The sequence below is a fragment of the Intestinibacillus sp. Marseille-P6563 genome, assembly GCF_900604335.1.
GTDB lineage: Bacteria > Bacillota > Clostridia > Oscillospirales > Butyricicoccaceae > Butyricicoccus_B.
The window spans coordinates 1,152,044-1,170,427 of sequence record NZ_UWOD01000002.1; the positions used below are offsets into that span (position 1 = coordinate 1,152,044).

The following is an 18,384-nucleotide window of genomic DNA, read 5'->3' on the forward strand; positions in this document are numbered from 1 at the left end:
TCATGCCATATAATTTGAAACAAGAGCTTGCCAAGCCCGAGCGCTTTGTCGGCGGCCATCGTCTGTGCGCCGGCTGCGGGGCAGGCATCACAGTGCGGGCGGTTATGCGCGCACTCAATCCGGAAGATAAAGCAGTTGTCACCAATGCGACCGGTTGTCTGGAAGTATCCTCTTTCCTGTATCCGTACACCGCATGGACAGACAGCTATATCCACAATGCGTTTGAAAATGCAGCCGCGACCTGCGGCGGCGTGGAAGCGGCTTACAATGCCTTAAAGCGCCGCGGCAAGATCGACGATACCTTTAAATTCATCACCTTCGGCGGCGACGGCGGCACCTATGACATCGGCTTCCAGTCGCTTTCGGGCGCCATGGAGCGCGGCCATGACATGGTCTATGTCTGCTACGACAACGAAGCCTATATGAACACCGGCATCCAGCGCTCGTCCTCGACGGCGCGCTTTGCCGACACCACGACCACCCCGGTCGGTTCGGCTTCGTCCGGTAAGCGGCAGAACAAAAAAGACCTGACCGAGATTCTGGTCGCCCACGGCATCCCCTATGTTGCGCAGTCGACCTTCCTGGGCAACATGAAGGACTTACACGAAAAGGCACACAAGGCCATCTATACCCCCGGCGCGGCGTTTCTCAACGTGCTGTCGCCCTGCCCGCGCGGCTGGCGATATCCGACCGAGGACATCGCAGAAATCACCCGTCTGGCGGTGGAAACCTGCGTATGGCCCATGTTTGAGGTGGTGGAAGGTGAATATCGCCTGACCTATGAACCCAAGCAGAAGCTGCCGGTCGAAGAATTCATGAGCAAGCAGGGCCGGTTCAAGCACTGCTTCAAGAAGGGCAACGAATGGATGATCGAAGAAGCCCAGGCATGGGTCGATCAGAAGTGGGAAGCCCTGCTGAAAAAATGCCAATAAAATCCATGCTCCCATATCGAAAGAGCGGTATCCGATTGTTGGATACCGCTCTTTCACGCTTCCTCGTCCAAAAAACGCTCTTCGGCGTCGGCCTGGATTTGTTTGAGCCGCTCGATCACGTCGGTGACGTCGTTGAACAGCGCATAGTACAGCTTTTTGTAGTCGGTGCTGTCTTTCATTTCAATTCCTCCCATTTTCTTTAATATTATCTCGTTTCAAGATAAAAGTCAATATCTCGTTTTGAGATATTTTATAGTTTCCTTGAGGTGAAAGACATGTATCGATATCGACTCAAGGAAATTCGGGAAGACCGCGATTTAAAACAGCGGGAAATCGCAAATGTACTCCACGTAGCGCAAAACACCTACTGCAACTATGAAAACGGCGTCCATGAGATACCACTGCATGTTCTCATCCGTCTTTCACGCTATTACGAAGTCAATCTGGAATATCTGCTCGGTCTGACCGACGATCCGACTCCGCTTCCGCCGTCTGTTCGGCCAGATATTTAAAATAAAGCACAAAAAAGGGCCCGTACATCACTCGGATGTACGGGCTCTTGCTTGTCCCAAAAAGGAAAACGGCTGCCCGGCAGGACGGCGCAAATCCAGCGGCAGACACCGCTCCCTTGCCCTGCCGGGCTTTGGCCGCACGGTTGCGCAGCCAGCCGACTTTCGCGAAAACTTACATCTCCACCTGCAGGGACTGTCCACAATGGCCCAGCGCGGCCGAAATACCGCCCAGAGCCTTGCGCTCATCGATCTTTTCCGCGTCCAGACGGATGTCCAGCACCCCGCCGGCCAGGTCCTTACAGCGCAGCTCGATCACCGCATCGTTGCCCGGCTCCAGCAGACTGCGGAAAACCCGGTCGGCCGGTGCGCTCGATTCAAAGCCGAGAAAACGGAATGCGGCTCCTGTGCCGACACAGGGTTCGACCCCACACCGGCTGAGCGGATCAAAGTTCGGTTCCATAGCGACAAAGGCACTGCCCTGGCCACGCTTGAGCAGACGGCCGTCGCGCCATACGCTGCCCAATTTGGTCAGTGCCGGCATCTCGGCTTCGCCGCTTTCCGCGATGACGCCGACCTGCATGCCGTCCAGCAAACCGTTGATGACATGCAACGCCACATCTGTCGCCTCATCCTTGTGCGCCCCACGGGTGCGCAATTCATACGATACGATATTTTCCTGCCCGCCGGTCTTGCGCAAGTCCCAACCGGCTGCGTTTTCCGCATGGGCTGCCAATGTTCCATTGATATACTTTTTCATTAAAAAACACCTTCTTCGCTTCCAGGAAAATGATGTCACCTCTGCACGGCCTGCCGTCTGACGGGCCGGAAAAGGCTGGACATCCGATGGATCGGCTCATTGCCTGCCTTACATTGCGCCTATTTTACTATATATGCCGATGTGTTGCAAGCGGGTTTTCGACATTTCGTACACTTTCACAATTTGTTCAGACATGTTTTCAAAATTTTGCAACTTGATTTGTCAATTCTCGCAAATTTATTTTGTCGAAGCAAGTGCTTTTTCACTCATTTTGACCATGTAAAAGTTGCTGGTTTTAGTATATCCATTTACAATGCCAGGTATACAAAAAGCCCCCAGAAAACTGGGAGCTTTTTGAAAAGACGATTTTTCCATCATTTTTGCATCTTAAATGTTAACTTCCTGCATTTTCAGGAATCGGCTGACGGGTCCACCCCTCGATCGTTTCCGGTATCCTTCTGGTAATTGACCGTTGTAATGCCGATACACACGAGCAGCAGGGCGCACAAATTGCGCAGCGTGAAAACATTTTCACCCAGCAGCACCGCACTGAGCAGCGACCCGAACACCGGAATGAGGAACATATAAATGGTCACCTTTCCGACCGGATGGTCGCGCAGCAGAACGGTCCACAGCGCAAACGATACCGAGGACAGCACCGACAAATACATCAGCACCAATACCCCGCCGCCGCTCCAGACGATGTGCCCGCCGCTCACCAAACCGACTGCCAGCAACACCAGACCGCCCAGGGTAAGCTGCCAGGCAGTAATCATGAGCGGATCGCGGCCCGGCGTGATTTTCCGACTGATGCAGGCACCCAGGCCCTGTCCCAGTGCGCTGCACAGGACAAAGCCTTCGCCGGTCAGGGTGATGCCCTGACCGCCCAGTCCGGCGCCCGATAGAATGACGATCACGCCCGCAAAACCGACGATACATCCCATGGTCTTGCGGAGGGTCAAGCGGTCGTCGGCAAACGCAAAATGGGCAATAAAGACAGCAAAAAACGTAGATGTCGCACTCAGGACCGAACCGCGCACACCGGTGGTGTTGCCCAGACCCGGATAGAGCAGCATGTACTGCAATACCGTTTGCGCGGCCGACAGCAGCAAAATGCCCGACCAGTCGCCCCGCGCCGGCATCAGCTTGGACCTACTCCGCACGGCAAACAATGCCATCACGATCAATCCGGCAAAGGTGAAACGCCATCCGGCAAACACCAGTTTTGCCGGTATGTCGTTGGCTGCAATCTGGAATAGTTCATATCCCGTCATAACCACCGGGATGGCGCTGCCCCACAGGGCGGTACACAGCACAGCCGGAAAGAAGATCCCCATTTTGTGTTTTGTCACAGCCGATTCAACCCCTTTTCAAAAAAATCATCGTATGCCCGCGGTGCCCCCGCGACAATGGAACTGCTGCGGTCAAAGGGCAGCGGTTCGCCCGACAACTGGCCGGTCTTGCCGCCCGCTTCGCGCACAATGAGGGCAGCTGCCGCATGGTCCCACGGCCACAGCTTTTCTTCATACATCAGTTCTGCACGGCCACAGGCCACATAGCACATATCAAGCGCCGCCGAACCCGACCGGCGCAAATCGAGCGCTGCATCGAACAAAGCCCGCGCCATCACAAAGGTATGGTCGGTCAGTTCAGCATAATAGGACGAGGTGCCAAGGCACACCAGTCCTTCGGAAAGTCTGCGGCCGGATACATGGATGGGCTCCCCATTGAGCCAGGCCCCCCGGCCTTTTTCGGCGGCAAACAGGGAATCGGTATAGGGATCATATACCACGCCGCAGATGGCTTCCCCGTCCTGCAAGGCGGCCACACAAACGGTCGACGCCCGGTATCCCTTGATAAAGTTAGTGGTGCCGTCGATGGGGTCCACGACAAAGGCCAGGCCATGCAGCGTATCCTCCTGGTTGTCCCCTTCTTCGCCCATAAAATGCGCTTCCGGCCACCGGCCAAGCAGCGCCTTGCGCAGCGTCTGCTGCACCTGCTTGTCATAGGTCGTTACAAAATTGCGCTGCCCTTCTTTCTCGGAGACACTCTGCGCGACCTGGGTGGCGCGCAGCAGCATGGGACCGCAACTTTTTACCGTTTCCATAATGTATGACAACATGATTTTAAACCTCTTTCCAAATGTAAAAAGCCGCTCTCCCGCGCAAAGCGGGATGCGGCAAAATGCTTAGCGAAATTGATTGAGATCCTGACGATAGCGGTATCCCACGGTCGCCAGACGGGACTCCAATGCGGCGCGGCCGAGATCCTCGCCGTCGCACAAAGCATCGAGGTCGCCATACCGGTCACGCAGCAGTGTGTTGACCACACTGAGCAGCATCACCGGGTCATTGGGTAAGGACATTTTGTTCTCCTTTCTCCTCTTCCTGCGTCTGCGGCGCAGCCGGGGCCCCGCACCCCTTCTGGCGGAAACGGGAAAAGATGGATGTATGCTGGATATCATCTTTCTTGGGGATGTATAGGAATTTACGCACCAGATACAGTACGCCGATCGAAAGCACGGCCAGCAGGTTTTCAAACGGGCTGGTATGTTCGGTGATCATCTGCCGCGCAATGGCCAGCAGCATGATTTCAATGACCGAATCGATGGTGTGTGTACACAACATCTTGACAAACTCCAAACCGATGACAATGGCCGATGCGATGCCGAGATACTCGGAAAACACATTGGGGTCATCGATGAGTCTGAGTGGACTGATGATACAAACCAGGCCGATCAATGCCGCACAGAGCGAGATTAGCATCAAAAAGCCGACCAGCATTTCCAGCAGGGTGGACAGGCGGTGCATCAGTTCGCGTAAATGGATTTTCATTCTTTCTTCTCCTATTGTTTTCTTTAGTATACCATACCGATAGCGCGCCTGCCTAGGGGCTGCAAAAAATTTGATTATTTCATCAAATCCACCAATTTCCCCGACCGAAAATCGGTCAAATTTTCCCATTTCCAGTGCGGCCATAAAAGAAGATATATTGCTGGATGACCCCGGCAAAGCCGGCATACCGCTCCACCGGAAAGGCGCCGCCATAATGGGTTTCACACATGCGGCGAATCCAGGTATCCACCGGGAAAGCCGCCAGATCATGCAGGCCAAACAGCTGCACACAGTCGGCCACCTTCTTGCCCACTCCGGGCAGGGCCAGCAGGGCTTCATATGCCGCCGCCCGGTCCATTTTGGCCACAGCTTGGGCATCGAAATCGCTGTGCGCGATGGCGTGGACATACCGGTCGCGGTAGCCCAGCCCGGCGGCGCGTAATTCCTCCACGCTCGCCTGCGCCAGGGCCTCTTTCTCGGGAAAGGCATAATAGGTCTGCCCCCGGCTGTCGGTATGGGCGGCACCCCAGCCGCGGCAAATGGCCTCGACCGCCGCGCGGATGCGCGGGATATTATTGTTTTGGGAAATGACAAAGGTGATGAGCGTTTCCCACAGGTCCTGCTGCAAAATGCGCAGCCCGCTACCGTAAGCCGCCGCCGCATGTAGAAAGGCATCGTCGGCCGGTACGGCATCCAGAATGGCCTGATAATCGGTGCCCCAATCAAAGTACGACCGCCAGCGGGTCTGCCACGCATCGGCCGTGCAATCAAACAATAAGGCATCGTCTTTCTGCTGTATGTACACGCAGGCATCCCGGGCGCACACACGCCACCAGCCGTCCTCGGCTGGCTGCATGCGGAAGCACTGGCCGGACGCTGCGATCTGGCCCAGGTCACACGGGACCAGGTTGGTTTGAAACATCTTCTCATCCTCCTGATTTGCAGAAAAAGCGGACGCCGTTTCCCGGACATCCGCCGCGTTTCTTCCATTATATCGGGCGCATGCTTTGCGCGCAAGCGGGCGACTTTGTGAAATTTTTCTCAAAACCCTACCAAAACCCCATCAGCATGTGCCCGTAAGATGGGCATCATGGAAAGCTTACAAAAAAATATTTCAATTTTACGAAGAAACTAGTTGAAATGCCAGCCGAAAAGTGTTATACTTTTAACAAAGATAAATGTTAAACATTTAACAAACTTGCCTCTAAAAAAATTAGGGAGGGATCCTCTTGGAAATCAAAACCGTAACAGTCATTGGTGCGAACGGTACCATGGGCTGCAACATCTCGGGTATCTTCGCGTCCTTTGGCAACGCGAAAGTTTACATGGCCTGCCGCAGCATGGACAAGGCGCAGAAGGCGGTTTCGCGTGCGGCGAAATCGGTTCGTGCAGAAGCCATCGCGGAAAACCTGGTGCCTGCAACGTTTGACGACCTGCCGAAGTGCGTCGCCGAATCGGACCTGATCTTCGAATCGGTTTCGGAGACCTTTGCCACCAAGGAAGATATCATCCATCGCATTGCCGACTATGTACGTCCGGAAGCCATTCTGGCCACCGGTACTTCGGGTCTGTCGATCGACAAGCTGGCCGAAATGTATCCGGAGCATCTGCGTTCGCGCTTCCTCGGCATGCATTTCTTCAACCCCCCGTACATGATGACCCTGTGTGAGATCATCCCGAGCGAGTACACCGACAAGGACCTGACTGCTTTCCTGATGCAGTATGCCAAGGAAAAGCTGGTCCGCACGGTGGTCAAGGTGGCCGATACGGCCGCTTTCCTGGGCAACCGCATCGGTTTCCAGTTCATCAATGAGGCGTGCCAATACGCAGAGATGTACAAGGACAACGGCGGCATCGATTACATTGACGCCATCCTGGGCCAGTTTACCGGCCGTAACATGCCGCCGCTTGCAACGGCAGACTTCGTCGGCCTGGACGTACACAAGGCGATCGTAGACAACGTATATGCCAACACCAAGGACTACGCCCGCTCGACCTTCATCCTGCCCGACTACATGCAGAAGCTGATCGACGAAGGCAAGCTCGGCCGCAAGGTCAAGGAAGGCCTGTACAAGACCGTCGTCAACGAGGCAGGCAAGAAGACCCAGTATGTTTACGACATTGACTCGGGCGAATACCGCGAAAAGATGCGTTATTCCTTCCCCTTCGCCAAGAAGATGATCGACTACCTGCACCAGGGCGACTACAAGATGGCTTTCGATTCCCTGATGCACAACCACTCGATCGAGGCCGAGATCTGCCTGTCCTTCCTGATTAAATATGTTCTGTACTCGGTGACCGCTGTCAAGCTGGCTTCGGACGATATCCATGCGGCCGACGCAGCCATGGCGACCGGCTTCGGCTGGGTACCCCCGCTTGCTGTCATCGACGCGCTGGGCGGCAAGGATGCATTTATGAAGCTTGCCCAAGAGCGCCTGTCGAGCGAACTGCTTGCGCGTATCAAGCTCAAGGAAACCCTGAAGGACCTGCCGGAATGCTCGCATTACGATTTCCGCAGCTACTTCAAGGGCAAGCAATAAGTAAGGGAGGGGCACTGTGCTATGAATAAAGTATACGTATTAGGCGGCGCGCAGACCGATTTCGAGCGCAACTGGAGCCGCGAAGGCAAAAACGTTGTTGCAATGCTGCGCGAAGTCGTTTCCGACGGCTGCGAAAACGCCAACATCACCTATGACGATATCATTTCCCTGAACGAAGAAAACCGTGTCTCCTGCTTTGTCGGCAGCTTCCTGTCCGAGCTGTACAACGACCAGAGCCATGTCGGCGCACTGATGACCGAAGTAGACCCGGCCTTCTTCGGCGTACCGAGCGTACGTGTTGAGGCCGCTTGCGCCGCAGGCGCGGCAGCCATCGATGCAGCCGTCACCAAGATCAACGCTGGCGAAGCCGATGTTGCGATCGTGGTTGGCTGGGCATTGCTTGGCACCGTGGATGCTGCTACCAGCGCGGCTTACACGGCACGCGGCACCTTTGTCGAAAAAGAATCCAAGAGCAGCGACCTGGTTGGCCTGTACGGCAAGCTGACCGACGCGTATCTGCAGAAATACGGTGTGGATGAAACCCGCGTGATGCACGCGCTGGCACATCTGACCGAACTGGCTTACGAAAACGGCAAGCGCAACCCGAATGCCCAGACCCGTAAGCTGTTCATGAACGAAAAGCAGGCCAATATGCGCGGCTGCTCGACTAACCCGCTGATCGCTGGCCGTCTGGCCCAGTCGGATACGGTTATGACCACCGACGGCGCTGCTGTTGTCATCCTGGCAAGCGAAGCTTTCAAGAAGAAGCACTGCCCGGACCGTGCCCTGCCGATCGTCAAGGGCCGCGGTTTCCACGTTGCTCCGCTGGAACTGCAGACCAAGCTGACCGAAGCACGTGTGAGCGACTACCTGCTGCCCTGGACCCACAAGACCGTCCAGCAGGCTTACCAGACCGCTGGTCTGAGCGCCAAGGACATCGATGTATTCGAACTGTATGACTACTACACTTCGGGCGAACTGATTTCGCTGTCGTGTGTGGAACTGTGCAAGCCCGGCGAAGAGCATACGCTGGTCGGAGACGGCACCATCGCCTTTGACGGCGCCAAGCCGGTCAACCCGTCTGGCGGCCTGATCGGCGGCGGTCATCCGCAGTCGGCAACCGGCGTGCGTATGTTCCTTGACCTGTTCAAGCAGATCACCGGCACCGCTGGCGGCTATCAGGTTCCCAAGCCGGTCAAGAACGGCCTGATGCTCAACATGGGCGGTTCGGCAACTTCCAACTACGCTTTCATCCTTGGGATGGAATGATTCCCTTATCTTTTCCATAGGAAAAGGCCCCTGGTCCCGTGGCCAGGGGCTTTTTTCCGTTTGTTTTGCTTTTTTGGTGATATTTTTGGTCAAAAAACCAAGGCGGGAAATTGTATTTTTGCTGCCCGGATGCTATAATACAATATATATGTCTTTTTCTCGAATCGCGCCGAACGGCGTGGTTTTTGTCTGTATGTTTTTTAGAAAGAACGATAAAGGAGATCGGGAATGTTCACAATCGAGCAGTATGTAAAGGTGCAAAACCTGGAAGAAGCTTACGCGCTCAATCAAAAAAAGACCGCGACCATCCTGGGCGGCTGCGGATGGCTCAAGATGGGGCATCGCCCCATTCGCACGGCCATCGACCTGTCCGGCCTGGGGCTGGACCAGATCGAAGAAAAGGATGACCATTTCCGCATCGGCTGCATGGTCACCCTGCGGCAGCTCGAAACCAGCGAGACTTTGGCCTCCTATTTTGGCGACTGCATCGCCGAGTCGGTGCGCCATATCGTAGGCGTACAGTTCCGCAATTGCGCGACCATTGGCGGCTCCATCTGGGCACGCTTCGGCTTTTCGGACCCGCTGACCCTGTTTTTGGCGCTGGGTGCTGAGGTCCAGTTGTTCCACGGCGGCGTTCTGCCCCTGTGCGATTTTGTCCAAAAACCGTATGACCGCGATATTTTGACCGCTGTGCTGCTGCCCAAGCGCAGCCAGAAGGCCTATTACCTGACCCACCGCGCAGCGGCCACCGATTTCCCGGTGCTGGCCTGCGCCGTGTGCAAAATCCCGGCCGATTTCCGCGACAACGGCTGGCGTGTCGCCATCGGTGCGCGCCCGCAGCGCGCTACGCTGCTGACCGACCCGGACGGCCTGCTCTCGGACGGCGTGACCGAAGAAAGTGCGGCTGCCTTTGCCGAATGGGCAGCCGGACAAGTTTCGTTTGCATCCAACATGCGCGGCAGCGCGGATTTCCGCCGCCATCTGTGCCGCGTACTGACCCGCCGCACGCTCACCGCGTGCGCCAAGGAGGTGTGACCCATGGCAAAAGTGCTGATTTCGTTTACCTTAAACGGCAAGAAAATCGAAGATGCGGTCGCGCCCGACCAGCCGCTGCTGGAATATGTGCGCGAAAAGGGCTGCCTGTCGGTCAAGCGCGGCTGTGAAACGTCCAACTGCGGCCTGTGCACCGTGCTGATGGACGGTAAGCCGGTGCTCTCGTGCACCGTTCTGGCTGTGCGGGCCGACGGCCACGACATCGTCACCCTGGAAGGGCTTCAGGAGCAGGCCGCCGAGATCGGCGGCTATCTGGCCGACCAGGGCGCCGAGCAGTGCGGTTTTTGTTCGCCGGGCCTTATCATGAACATCATTGCCATGACCCGCGAACTGACCGACCCGAGCGAGGATGCCATCCGGGAATACCTGGCGGGCAACCTGTGCCGCTGCACTGGCTATGTCGGCCAACTGCGTGCCATCCACGCTTATCTGAACGCAAAGAAGGAGGGCTGACCTATGAATTCCTATGTCGGCACCGGCGTGCGCAAATCGGATGCACATGCCCTGACCACCGGCCAGCCGGTCTATACCGATGACCTTGCACCCGCCGGGTGCCTGATCGTCAAGGTGCTGCGTTCCCCGCACGCCCATGCACTCATCACCGATATCAATACCAACATTGCCGCCAAGGTGCCTGGCATTGCGTGCATCCTGACCTATGAGGATGTGCCGCAGAACCGTTTCACCATGGCCGGCCAGACCTATCCCGAGCCCTCGCCCTATGACCGCCTGATTCTCGACCGCCGCGTGCGCTTTGTGGGCGACGCGGTCGCCATCGTGGCCGGTGAAACCGAGCAGGCGGTGGACAAGGCCCTTAAACTCATCAAGGTCGAATACAAGGTCCTGCCCGCCATTTTGGAAATGCGCGACGCCAAGGACAACAAAACGCTCATCCACCCGGAAGAAAGCTGGAAGTCGCTCTGCCCGGTTGGGGCGGACAATATGCGCAACCTGTGCGCTTCCGGCCAGGACGGCAACGGCGACATCGACGCCGTGCTGGCAAGCTGCGACATCGTGCTCGAGCGCACCTACCGCACCAAGCCCAACCAGCAGGCCATGATGGAAACCTTCCGCACCTATACTCAGCTGGACACCTACGGTCGTTTGAACGTCATTTCTTCGACCCAGGTGCCCTTCCATGTGCGCCGCATCCTGTCCCATGCGCTGGATATTCCCAAGTCGCGCATCCGCGTGGTCAAGCCCCGTCTGGGCGGCGGCTTTGGCGCCAAGCAGACGGTCGTGACCGAGGTGTATCCGGCCATCGTCACCCTTAAGACCGGCAAACCGGCCAAGATTATTTACAGCCGCTATGAATCCATGATCGCCTCTTCCCCGCGCCACGCCATGGAACTGACCGTGCGTCTGGGCGCGATGAAGGACGGCACCATCCGCGGCATTGACCTCTATACCCTGTCCAATACAGGCGCTTTTGGCGAACACGGCCCCACAACCGTGGGCCTGTCCGGCCATAAGCCCATCCCGATGTACGGCAAGCAGGAGGCGTTCCGCTTCCGCTGGGATGTTGTCTATACCAACACCATGTCGGCGGGCGCATACCGCGGCTACGGCGCAACCCAGGGCATTTTCGCCATTGAATCCACGGTCAACGAACTGGCCGACATGCTGGGCATGGACCCGGCCGTCCTGCGTGAAAACAACATCATCCACGAAGGCGACGTGATGCCCGCCTACTACGGCGAAACGGCCACCTCGTGTGCGCTCGACCGCTGCGTCGCCCGCGTCAAGCAGATGATCGACTGGGAGAACAAACTCGAACCCACCGTACTGCCGAACGGCAAAATCCGCGCGGTCGGCATGGCGATGGCCATGCAGGGCTCGGGCATTTCGGGGGTCGATGTTGGCTCGGTGACCCTCCGCATGGCCGATGACGGCGATTATAATATGCTGCTCGGCTGCACCGATATGGGCACCGGCTGCGACACCATTTTGGCGCAGATGGCGGCCGATTGCCTGGACTGCAAGATGGAGGACATCGCGGTCTATGCCTCGGATACCGATGTATCGCCCTATGACTCGGGCTCCTATGCGTCGGCGACCACCTACGTCACCGGCATGGCCTGCGTCAAGGCCTGTGACGAACTGCGCGGCAAGATTTTGGATACCGGCGCGCAGATGCTCGGCCTTTCGGTCGAAGAAGTCGAGTTTGATGGTGATAAGGTCTATGCAGTGGCTAACCCCGAACGGTTTGTCACCCGCAAGGATGTTGCCTACAAGGGCCAGTGCGGCAGCAACAACGAACTGGCTGCAACGGTCAGCCATTCCTCGCCCACCTCGCCCCCGCCGTTCATGGCGGGCGCAGCGGAAATCGAACTGGACCCCGAGACCGGCAAGGTCGATTTGGTCGATTACTGTGCCTGTGTCGACTGCGGCACGCCCATCAACCCCAACCTCGCGCGGGTACAGACCGAAGGCGGTCTGGTGCAGGGCATTGGCATGGCGCTGTACGAAGATGTCATCTATGACGCCAAGGGCATCAACTATTCCAACTCGTTTATGCAGTATAAAATCCCGTCCCGATTGGACATCGGCAAGGTGCGGGTAGAATTTGAAAGCAGTTATGAACCTTCTGGTCCGTTCGGCGCCAAGTCGATCGGCGAAGTGGTCATCAATACCCCGGCCCCGGCCATTGCGGCGGCGGTCGCGCGTGCCAGCGGCGTACGCATTCGGGAACTGCCCATCACGGCTGAGAAAATCGTCATGGGCATGCAGAAATAACAAAAAGCCCTCGGAATCTGAGATTCCGAGGGCTTTTACGTTTCGGTCAAGCCTTTTCAAAGGCTTGCGCATACAAGGGCAGAGCCCCGCTTTATTTTACCGCGATCATTTCCACTTCGACCTTGGCGCCCTTGGGCAGGCCAGCGACCTGGAAGCACGAACGTGCCGGTGCATTTTCGGGGAAATATTTGCCGTATGCTGCATTGAATGCCGCAAAGTCGCTCAGGTCTGCCAGGAAGCAGGTGGTCTTGACCACATGGTCGAAGCCAACGCCTGCCTCGGCCAGCACGGCCTTGAGGTTCTGCATGACGCGCTCGGTCTGCTCCTCGATGGTGGTGCCGACCAGCTCACCGGTTTCCGGATGGAGCGGAATCTGGCCCGAAGTGAAGATCATGCCATTCGCTTCGGTCGCCTGGGAGTAGGGACCAATGGCCGCCGGGGCCAGAATGCTGGAAATTACCTTTTTCATGGGGAATTCTCTCCTTTTTCTAACGGCTTAGCCGTGAATCTTCTTCATACGCTGCTGGTTGGACAGAATCTTCTTGCGCATGCGCAGGCTCTTGGGCGTCACTTCGAGCAGTTCATCGTCGCCGATAAACTCGAGCGCTGCCTCAATGGACATCTGGCGCGGCGGAATCAGGCGCAGCGCATCGTCCGAACCCGAAGCACGGGTGTTGGTCAGCTGCTTTTTCTTGCAGACATTGACCGCGATATCGTCATCCTTGGGCGTGCAGCCGATGATCATGCCTTCGTATACGTTGGTGCCTGCTCCGATGAACAGCGTGCCGCGTTCCTGGGCGTTGTACAGGCCGTAGGTGACCGCTTCGCCGGTTTCAAAGGCAATCAGGGCGCCCAGGTTGCGCTTCTGAATCTCGCCCTTGTACGGCTGGTATTCATAAAAGACCGAGCTCATGACGCCCTCACCCTTGGTGTCGGTGAGGAACTCGCTGCGGTAGCCGAACAGGCCGCGCGCCGGAATCAGGAATTCCACGCGCATGCGGTCGCCCTTGGGGTTCATGGTGACCAGTTCGCCCTTACGCGAACCCATCTTTTCCATGACCGAGCCGAGCGAATCCTGCGGCACGTCGGCGATCATGCGCTCGATCGGTTCGCACTTGACGCCGTCGATTTCCTTCATCATGGCCTTGGGCGCGCCGACCTGGAACTCATAGCCCTCACGGCGCAGGTTTTCGATGAGGATGGACAGGTGCATCTCACCGCGGCCAGCGACACGGAAGGAATCGGTCGTGTCGGTTTCGCTCACGCGCAGGGAAACGTCCTTGAGCAGTTCCTTAAACAGACGGTCACGCAGATGGCGGGAGGTAACAAACTTGCCTTCCTTGCCCGCAAACGGCGAATCGTTAACCGAGAAGGTCATCTCGACCGTGGGCTCGGAAATCTTGACAAAGGGCAGCGGCTCGGGCTCATTGTACATACACAGCGTTTCACCAATGGTGATGTTTTCAATGCCCGAGAAGCAAACGATTTCGCCTGCCTTGACTTCTTCGACCGGGGTACGCACCAGACCTTCGATGGTGTAGAGCGATACGATCTTGGCGCTGTACGGCTTCACATTCTGATGGTAGTCGCATACGGTCACCGGCTGGCCGACCTTGAGGCTACCGCGCTCGATGCGGCCAATGCCGATACGGCCGACGTAATCGTTGTAGTCAATCGAGGACACGAGCATCTGGGTGTTGCCTTCGGTGTCCACGTGCGGCGCCGGGATGTGCTCCAAAATCTGCTCGAACAGGGGCACGAGGTCAGAACCCGGCTTGTTCGGGGACATGGATGCCGTGCCGTCACGGCCCGAGCAGTAGATGATCGGGCTGTCCAGCTGTTCGTCTGTCGCGTCCAGGGTGAGCAGCAGTTCGAGAACTTCGTCGCCTACTTCGTTCAGACGCGCGTCCGGACGGTCGATCTTGTTGATGACAATGATGATCTTATGGCCGAACTCGAGTGCCTTTTGCAGCACGAAACGGGTCTGCGGCATGGGGCCTTCGGCCGCATCGACCAGCAGGATAACGCCGTCCACCATTTTCAGGATACGTTCAACCTCGCCCGAGAAGTCGGCATGGCCCGGGGTATCGACAATATTGATCTTGGTATCTTTATAATGGATGGATGTATTCTTAGCCAAAATGGTGATGCCGCGCTCGCGCTCGATGTCGTTCGAGTCCATGACGCGTTCCTCGACCACCTGGTTTTCGCGGAAGGTGCCCGCCTGCTTAAGCATCTGGTCGACCAGCGTGGTCTTGCCGTGGTCGACGTGTGCGATGATTGCAATATTTCTTAAATCATTCCGAACCATAATGCCTCCTAAGATAGACAAAAAACATCATTTCTATTCGTATTTTATTATATCCTGTCACCCTAGGGATTTCCACATGCGGATGTATAAAATTTTACGCAGAGCGCACACAAAAAACTGTGCGATTTTTTGAAGTTTTTTTAAATTAGTGCTTGACTTTCTCGGGAAGATTCGATATAATAATCTTCGTCAGCGAGAGAGCCGACAAGATACAGCCGGATTGTGTAAAGGTAGCACGACAGACTCTGACTCTGTTTGTGAGGGTTCGAATCCTTCTCCGGCTGCCAGCAAACAAGCTACACGAATGTGTAGCTTGTTTTTTTATGTTTATCCGTCAAAGGCCGCACCAACCGGTGCGGTCTTTTTTTATTTAAATCAAATGATACGCCCGGCGCACCGCGCCTTCGGGCAGGCCGGTCTGGCGCATGATGCTGGCCACGTCGGCGCCATCCTCGGGCAAAGTGCCAGCCAGCAGCAGCGTCGCGGCAAACAGGTCGGCCTCCTGTTCCATCCGGCTGTCGGCATCGCCCAGCAGCAGCGAGTTGATCTGTCCATGCAGCACCGCATGCCCCAGTTCGTGGCCGCAGACCGCCCGGCGGCGGCAGGCTGGCAACCGGTCGGCCAGATAAATGATCGGGTGCTCCCGGAAGCAATGGTAAAACCCTTCTACCGTTTCGGGCAGGTCGCACTGGATGACCAGCACCCCCATTTTTTCGGCCAGCCGTTCGGGGTCATGCTCCCCGTAATCGGCCATCAGGCGATGGGCTTCCCGCTCGGCGCGCGTCATGGCAGTTCATCCTCTTTGCTCTCGCGCAGCGTCAGCTCAGCACCCAGGCGCATGGCGCGCACGATTTTTTCAATGTCCCCGGCATCCAGCGGCTGCCCATGGAACATCAGACCTTCCTGGTTTTTGAGCTGCCGGTGGAATGCCGCCAGCAGGTCATCCAGATCGCCGCCTGCCGCCGGGGTTTCGGGCTGCTCCCGCGCGAGCAGCCAGTCGACGCTCACCCCGAATAATTCACTGATCTTGAGCAGCAGTTCATAGGGCGGCTCCCGCCTGCCCTGCTCATACATCCCCACCGCGCTTTTGGAGATGCCCAGCCGCGCCGCCAGGTCGCCTTGTGTCATGCGCGCACCGGTGCGCAGTCTGCGAATCTGTTCACCCAACATGACGCTCCCTCCTTTTGGATTTAGGATACCACACATTTCGTGTAAACACAAGAAAATTTTTGGCAAACTTTGCTTGACAAAACACATTTCGTGTTCTATTATGAGAACCACACAAAAGGAGTTCGCAAATCACACGAAACGTGTTTTTCAAAAGGAGGAATTGACCATGACCCAAACGTTCCACTCGCTGGACGCAATGGCCACCGAATACCGCGCCAATGCCGCCCTGCTCGAACTGCGGCTGATGCAGCTCAAACACCAGCTTAAGCACACCCAGGGCCTGGAACTGCGCCGCCGTCTCAAGCACCGCATCGGCATGCTGCACGTGCTCATCAACGAAGCGCGCGGCACGGGCTATTACCTGGAACATTATTACGAGGAGCGTGAGAGCGCATGCTGACCGATTATGCAGCCGACCGCGCGGCCATGCGCGAATACCTTCAATCGTTGGGCGGCGACAACAGCGCTTGGCGCGCCGCCTTCCGGGACGCTTTTTTCCGCGCCATGCGCGACACGCTGACCGAGCGGCAGTATCAAGCCCTGTGCATGCACTATCTGGACGGCAAGAGCCAAAAGCAGATTGCCGCGCTGTGGGGCGTTTCCCCGTCGGCCGTCTGCCGGCACCTGAAAAAGGCGCGTCGCCGACTGGCCATTATGTTATCGTACAATCTGGAATTTCAGGCGCATTAAAAAGGGCGGGAACCATCGTTCCCGCCCTTTTGTCTTATCCAATGCTTTCTTTGCGTTCGCGCCCTTCGCGCAGCAGGTTGCACAGCCGTTCCTCCTGCCCGTTCGCGATAGCATCGCGGTAGTCGGTCAGGTGACGGATGATCTCATCGATCTCCTGCACGAGCGGCTCGGCGTTGCGCAAAAACAATTCGGTCCACATCTGTTCGTTGAGCTTGGCCACACGGGTCAAATCCTTGTAGCTGCCCGCCGAATAGCCGTTGTGGCGCAGCGCCTCCGGGCTTTTGATGTACGCGCTCGACACCACGTGCGCCAGCTGCGACGTGAAGGCGATCATGTGGTCGTGCTGCTCAGCCGAGCAGCGCACCACGCGCGCAAAGCCCAGGCCCATAAAGAACCCGTCCATCTCATCGACCGCCCACAGCGGGCTGGACGCATTGGGCACCAGAATCATGCTCGCGTCCCGGAACAGGTCGGCATCGGCGAAGGCATAACCGGAAAATTCCTTACCGGCCATGGGATGCCCACCGATAAAATGCACGCCCGCCTGCACGGCTGCTTGCTCCAAATGGTCCTGCATGAAACGCTTGACACCCACCAAGTCGACGATGATGGCGCCCTTCTTCATGCGCGGCATGTGTTCCAGCAGGAAATCCACCGTCGATTGCGGATACAGGCTGATGATGAGATAATCGGCGTTTGCAATCTCATTTTCTCCGGCTAGGCCGTCGAGCACGCCGTCCTGCACGGCCTGCTCAGCGACTGCGCGAGTACGGTTCCAGCCATACACAGCGCAGTCGGTATATTTGTGGATGGCCATGGCCATGGAACCACCCATCAGGCCCAGGCCGACGATCACTACATTCTTTTTCATCGATGGTCCTCCTTGTATCGCGTATACAGCCGCCAGGGCAGCAGCACAAACCAGATCACGAGCGCCCCTGCGGTATTGAGCAGCAGGTCGTCGATGTCACAGCTGCCCGTGTGGGTGACATACTGCACCAGTTCCACCGCGCCCACCATCAGCAAAATGGTCATCCAGAACACCAGCAGGTTGCGCTGGCTGCGGAACAAGCTGGGCAGGAAAAAGCCCATGGGGGCAAACGCCACTAGATTGCCCACCAGATTGATGACGACAAATTTCAGGTGAATATTGCCCAGTTCATAGGCGCGCAGATAGTTGCGGATGGTGTGCAGCGGCTCCATATTCACGCCGCCGGGTGCGCTGTCGCGCCCAAAAGCCGCGTCAAAAAACAAAAGATTGGCCAGCACCCACAGATAATACAAAAACAAAAGCCCCATCCAGACCTTGCGCCGGGTACGGCTTTCAAAGGGATGGATGGTCAGCGTCAGCAGCAGGCAGAAGCAGGCCGCCAGCGCGATCTTTAAAAACGGATCGATAAGGAACCGTCCGGAGTGCTCGGCATAGATGTTGAACCCCAGGAACACGGCGCATAAAATGCCCCAGATCCAAGTTGACAGACTTTTCAAAAAATCACCTTTCTCATGGAATGGCTCCGTTAGCCATTATAGCACGGCAAGCCTGATTTTCCCATGGTTTTTTGGCCCGATCTGTAAAAAAG

Annotated in this window: 22 protein-coding genes and 1 tRNA gene; 10 read left to right on the forward strand and 13 right to left on the reverse strand. The window is 56.8% G+C overall.

Going from position 1 to position 18,384, the window contains the following annotated elements; all coding sequences use genetic code 11:
• Positions 1–2: 2 nt before the first annotated feature.
• Positions 3–932 (forward strand): thiamine pyrophosphate-dependent enzyme, encoded by a 930-nt coding sequence (locus EFB11_RS13930; protein WP_122790744.1) that lies wholly within the window; start codon positions 3–5, stop codon positions 930–932.
• A gap of 53 nt (positions 933–985) precedes the next feature.
• On the opposite strand, the gene EFB11_RS17410 is transcribed toward EFB11_RS13930, so the two are convergent.
• Positions 986–1,111, reverse strand: coding sequence for a hypothetical protein (locus EFB11_RS17410; protein ID WP_279220553.1), 126 nt, complete (start codon positions 1,109–1,111; stop codon positions 986–988).
• 96 nt (positions 1,112–1,207) lie between these two features.
• On the opposite strand from EFB11_RS17410, the gene EFB11_RS13935 reads away from it, so the two are divergent.
• The gene (locus tag EFB11_RS13935; protein WP_122790746.1) at positions 1,208–1,444 is read left to right on the forward strand and encodes a helix-turn-helix domain-containing protein; all 237 of its coding nucleotides are present in this window, start codon (positions 1,208–1,210) and stop codon (positions 1,442–1,444) included.
• A gap of 172 nt (positions 1,445–1,616) precedes the next feature.
• Here EFB11_RS13935 and EFB11_RS13940 read toward each other — a convergent pair whose 3' ends face one another.
• From EFB11_RS13940 to EFB11_RS13965, 6 genes are all read right to left on the reverse strand, one after another.
• Positions 1,617–2,201: a hypothetical protein gene (locus tag EFB11_RS13940; RefSeq protein ID WP_122790748.1), complete on the reverse strand. Its 585-nt coding sequence runs from the start codon at positions 2,199–2,201 to the stop codon at positions 1,617–1,619.
• A 410-nt stretch (positions 2,202–2,611) separates the two neighbouring features.
• Positions 2,612–3,553 carry a DMT family transporter gene (locus EFB11_RS13945; RefSeq protein WP_122790750.1) on the reverse strand — a complete coding sequence of 314 codons (942 nt, stop codon included), beginning with the start codon at positions 3,551–3,553 and terminating at the stop codon, positions 2,612–2,614.
• Positions 3,550–4,323, reverse strand: a complete 774-nt coding sequence (locus EFB11_RS13950) for an inositol monophosphatase family protein (protein ID WP_122790751.1) — start codon at positions 4,321–4,323, stop codon at positions 3,550–3,552. Before EFB11_RS13950 ends, EFB11_RS13945 begins: the two co-directional genes overlap by 4 nt.
• A gap of 66 nt (positions 4,324–4,389) precedes the next feature.
• Complete coding sequence (locus tag EFB11_RS13955) at positions 4,390–4,566, reverse strand: DUF4250 domain-containing protein (protein ID WP_122790753.1); 177 nt, start codon at positions 4,564–4,566, stop codon at positions 4,390–4,392.
• A complete protein-coding gene (locus tag EFB11_RS13960; protein WP_122790754.1) occupies positions 4,550–5,035 on the reverse strand; it encodes a hypothetical protein in 486 nt (161 codons plus the stop codon). Before EFB11_RS13960 ends, EFB11_RS13955 begins: the two co-directional genes overlap by 17 nt.
• Before the next feature lie 115 nt (positions 5,036–5,150).
• Entirely contained in the window at positions 5,151–5,957 is an 807-nt protein-coding gene (locus EFB11_RS13965; RefSeq protein ID WP_122790755.1) for a DNA-3-methyladenine glycosylase family protein, read from the reverse strand.
• Positions 5,958–6,264: 307 nt separating this feature from the next.
• On the opposite strand from EFB11_RS13965, the gene EFB11_RS17060 reads away from it, so the two are divergent.
• The 5 genes from EFB11_RS17060 (at position 6,265) to EFB11_RS13990 (ending at position 12,633) form a co-directional block, all read left to right on the forward strand.
• Positions 6,265–7,575, forward strand: a complete 1,311-nt coding sequence (locus tag EFB11_RS17060) for a 3-hydroxyacyl-CoA dehydrogenase family protein (protein WP_122790757.1) — start codon at positions 6,265–6,267, stop codon at positions 7,573–7,575.
• 21 nt (positions 7,576–7,596) lie between these two features.
• Positions 7,597–8,844, forward strand: a complete 1,248-nt coding sequence (locus tag EFB11_RS13975) for an acetyl-CoA acetyltransferase (protein ID WP_122790758.1) — start codon at positions 7,597–7,599, stop codon at positions 8,842–8,844.
• Positions 8,845–9,072: 228 nt separating this feature from the next.
• Positions 9,073–9,879: an FAD binding domain-containing protein gene (locus EFB11_RS13980; protein ID WP_122790760.1), complete on the forward strand. Its 807-nt coding sequence runs from the start codon at positions 9,073–9,075 to the stop codon at positions 9,877–9,879.
• 12 nt (positions 9,880–9,891) lie between these two features.
• Complete coding sequence (locus tag EFB11_RS13985) at positions 9,892–10,350, forward strand: (2Fe-2S)-binding protein (protein ID WP_122791325.1); 459 nt, start codon at positions 9,892–9,894, stop codon at positions 10,348–10,350.
• 3 nt (positions 10,351–10,353) lie between these two features.
• The gene (locus tag EFB11_RS13990) at positions 10,354–12,633 is read left to right on the forward strand and encodes a xanthine dehydrogenase family protein molybdopterin-binding subunit (protein ID WP_122790762.1); all 2,280 of its coding nucleotides are present in this window, start codon (positions 10,354–10,356) and stop codon (positions 12,631–12,633) included.
• A gap of 91 nt (positions 12,634–12,724) precedes the next feature.
• Here EFB11_RS13990 and EFB11_RS13995 read toward each other — a convergent pair whose 3' ends face one another.
• Positions 12,725–13,102, reverse strand: a complete 378-nt coding sequence (locus EFB11_RS13995; protein ID WP_122790763.1) for a RidA family protein — start codon at positions 13,100–13,102, stop codon at positions 12,725–12,727.
• A gap of 27 nt (positions 13,103–13,129) precedes the next feature.
• Entirely contained in the window at positions 13,130–14,944 is a 1,815-nt protein-coding gene (gene typA, locus EFB11_RS14000; RefSeq protein WP_122790764.1) for a translational GTPase TypA, read from the reverse strand.
• A 213-nt stretch (positions 14,945–15,157) separates the two neighbouring features.
• Between typA and EFB11_RS14005 the strand changes: the two genes are divergently transcribed.
• A tRNA-Gln gene (locus tag EFB11_RS14005) sits at positions 15,158–15,231 on the forward strand.
• Between the two features lie 83 nt (positions 15,232–15,314).
• Here the strand turns inward: EFB11_RS14005 and EFB11_RS14010 are convergent.
• On the reverse strand, positions 15,315–15,731 hold the full coding sequence (locus EFB11_RS14010; RefSeq protein ID WP_122790766.1) for an ImmA/IrrE family metallo-endopeptidase: 417 nt from the start codon (positions 15,729–15,731) through the stop codon (positions 15,315–15,317).
• Positions 15,728–16,114: a helix-turn-helix domain-containing protein gene (locus tag EFB11_RS14015; protein WP_164706783.1), complete on the reverse strand. Its 387-nt coding sequence runs from the start codon at positions 16,112–16,114 to the stop codon at positions 15,728–15,730. The genes EFB11_RS14010 and EFB11_RS14015 overlap by 4 nt, the downstream gene beginning before the upstream one ends.
• Before the next feature lie 166 nt (positions 16,115–16,280).
• Here EFB11_RS14015 and EFB11_RS14020 point away from each other — a divergent pair, with 166 nt between their 5' ends.
• Together EFB11_RS14020 and EFB11_RS14025 are read left to right on the forward strand one after the other, a co-directional pair.
• On the forward strand, positions 16,281–16,514 hold the full coding sequence (locus tag EFB11_RS14020; protein ID WP_122790769.1) for a hypothetical protein: 234 nt from the start codon (positions 16,281–16,283) through the stop codon (positions 16,512–16,514).
• Positions 16,508–16,804 carry a sigma-70 family RNA polymerase sigma factor gene (locus EFB11_RS14025; protein WP_122790771.1) on the forward strand — a complete coding sequence of 99 codons (297 nt, stop codon included), beginning with the start codon at positions 16,508–16,510 and terminating at the stop codon, positions 16,802–16,804. Before EFB11_RS14020 ends, EFB11_RS14025 begins: the two co-directional genes overlap by 7 nt.
• Before the next feature lie 34 nt (positions 16,805–16,838).
• On the opposite strand, the gene EFB11_RS14030 is transcribed toward EFB11_RS14025, so the two are convergent.
• A complete protein-coding gene (locus EFB11_RS14030) occupies positions 16,839–17,675 on the reverse strand; it encodes a prephenate dehydrogenase (RefSeq protein WP_122790773.1) in 837 nt (278 codons plus the stop codon).
• Positions 17,672–18,292: a VanZ family protein gene (locus EFB11_RS14035; RefSeq protein ID WP_122790775.1), complete on the reverse strand. Its 621-nt coding sequence runs from the start codon at positions 18,290–18,292 to the stop codon at positions 17,672–17,674. The genes EFB11_RS14030 and EFB11_RS14035 overlap by 4 nt, the downstream gene beginning before the upstream one ends.
• Positions 18,293–18,384: the final 92 nt, after the last annotated feature.

Coding starts and splice junctions, on each gene's coding strand:
- EFB11_RS13930 (WP_122790744.1), top strand. CDS start 3: ATGCCATATAATTTGAAACAAGAGCTTGCCAAGCCCGAGCGCTTTGTC.
- EFB11_RS17410 (WP_279220553.1), bottom strand. CDS start 1,111: ATGAAAGACAGCACCGACTACAAAAAGCTGTACTATGCGCTGTTCAAC.
- EFB11_RS13935 (WP_122790746.1), top strand. CDS start 1,208: ATGTATCGATATCGACTCAAGGAAATTCGGGAAGACCGCGATTTAAAA.
- EFB11_RS13940 (WP_122790748.1), bottom strand. CDS start 2,201: ATGAAAAAGTATATCAATGGAACATTGGCAGCCCATGCGGAAAACGCA.
- EFB11_RS13950 (WP_122790751.1), bottom strand. CDS start 4,323: ATGTTGTCATACATTATGGAAACGGTAAAAAGTTGCGGTCCCATGCTG.
- EFB11_RS13955 (WP_122790753.1), bottom strand. CDS start 4,566: ATGTCCTTACCCAATGACCCGGTGATGCTGCTCAGTGTGGTCAACACA.
- EFB11_RS13960 (WP_122790754.1), bottom strand. CDS start 5,035: ATGAAAATCCATTTACGCGAACTGATGCACCGCCTGTCCACCCTGCTG.
- EFB11_RS13965 (WP_122790755.1), bottom strand. CDS start 5,957: ATGTTTCAAACCAACCTGGTCCCGTGTGACCTGGGCCAGATCGCAGCG.
- EFB11_RS13975 (WP_122790758.1), top strand. CDS start 7,597: ATGAATAAAGTATACGTATTAGGCGGCGCGCAGACCGATTTCGAGCGC.
- EFB11_RS13980 (WP_122790760.1), top strand. CDS start 9,073: ATGTTCACAATCGAGCAGTATGTAAAGGTGCAAAACCTGGAAGAAGCT.
- EFB11_RS13990 (WP_122790762.1), top strand. CDS start 10,354: ATGAATTCCTATGTCGGCACCGGCGTGCGCAAATCGGATGCACATGCC.
- EFB11_RS13995 (WP_122790763.1), bottom strand. CDS start 13,102: ATGAAAAAGGTAATTTCCAGCATTCTGGCCCCGGCGGCCATTGGTCCC.
- typA (WP_122790764.1), bottom strand. CDS start 14,944: ATGGTTCGGAATGATTTAAGAAATATTGCAATCATCGCACACGTCGAC.
- EFB11_RS14010 (WP_122790766.1), bottom strand. CDS start 15,731: ATGACGCGCGCCGAGCGGGAAGCCCATCGCCTGATGGCCGATTACGGG.
- EFB11_RS14015 (WP_164706783.1), bottom strand. CDS start 16,114: ATGTTGGGTGAACAGATTCGCAGACTGCGCACCGGTGCGCGCATGACA.
- EFB11_RS14020 (WP_122790769.1), top strand. CDS start 16,281: ATGACCCAAACGTTCCACTCGCTGGACGCAATGGCCACCGAATACCGC.
- EFB11_RS14025 (WP_122790771.1), top strand. CDS start 16,508: ATGCTGACCGATTATGCAGCCGACCGCGCGGCCATGCGCGAATACCTT.
- EFB11_RS14030 (WP_122790773.1), bottom strand. CDS start 17,675: ATGAAAAAGAATGTAGTGATCGTCGGCCTGGGCCTGATGGGTGGTTCC.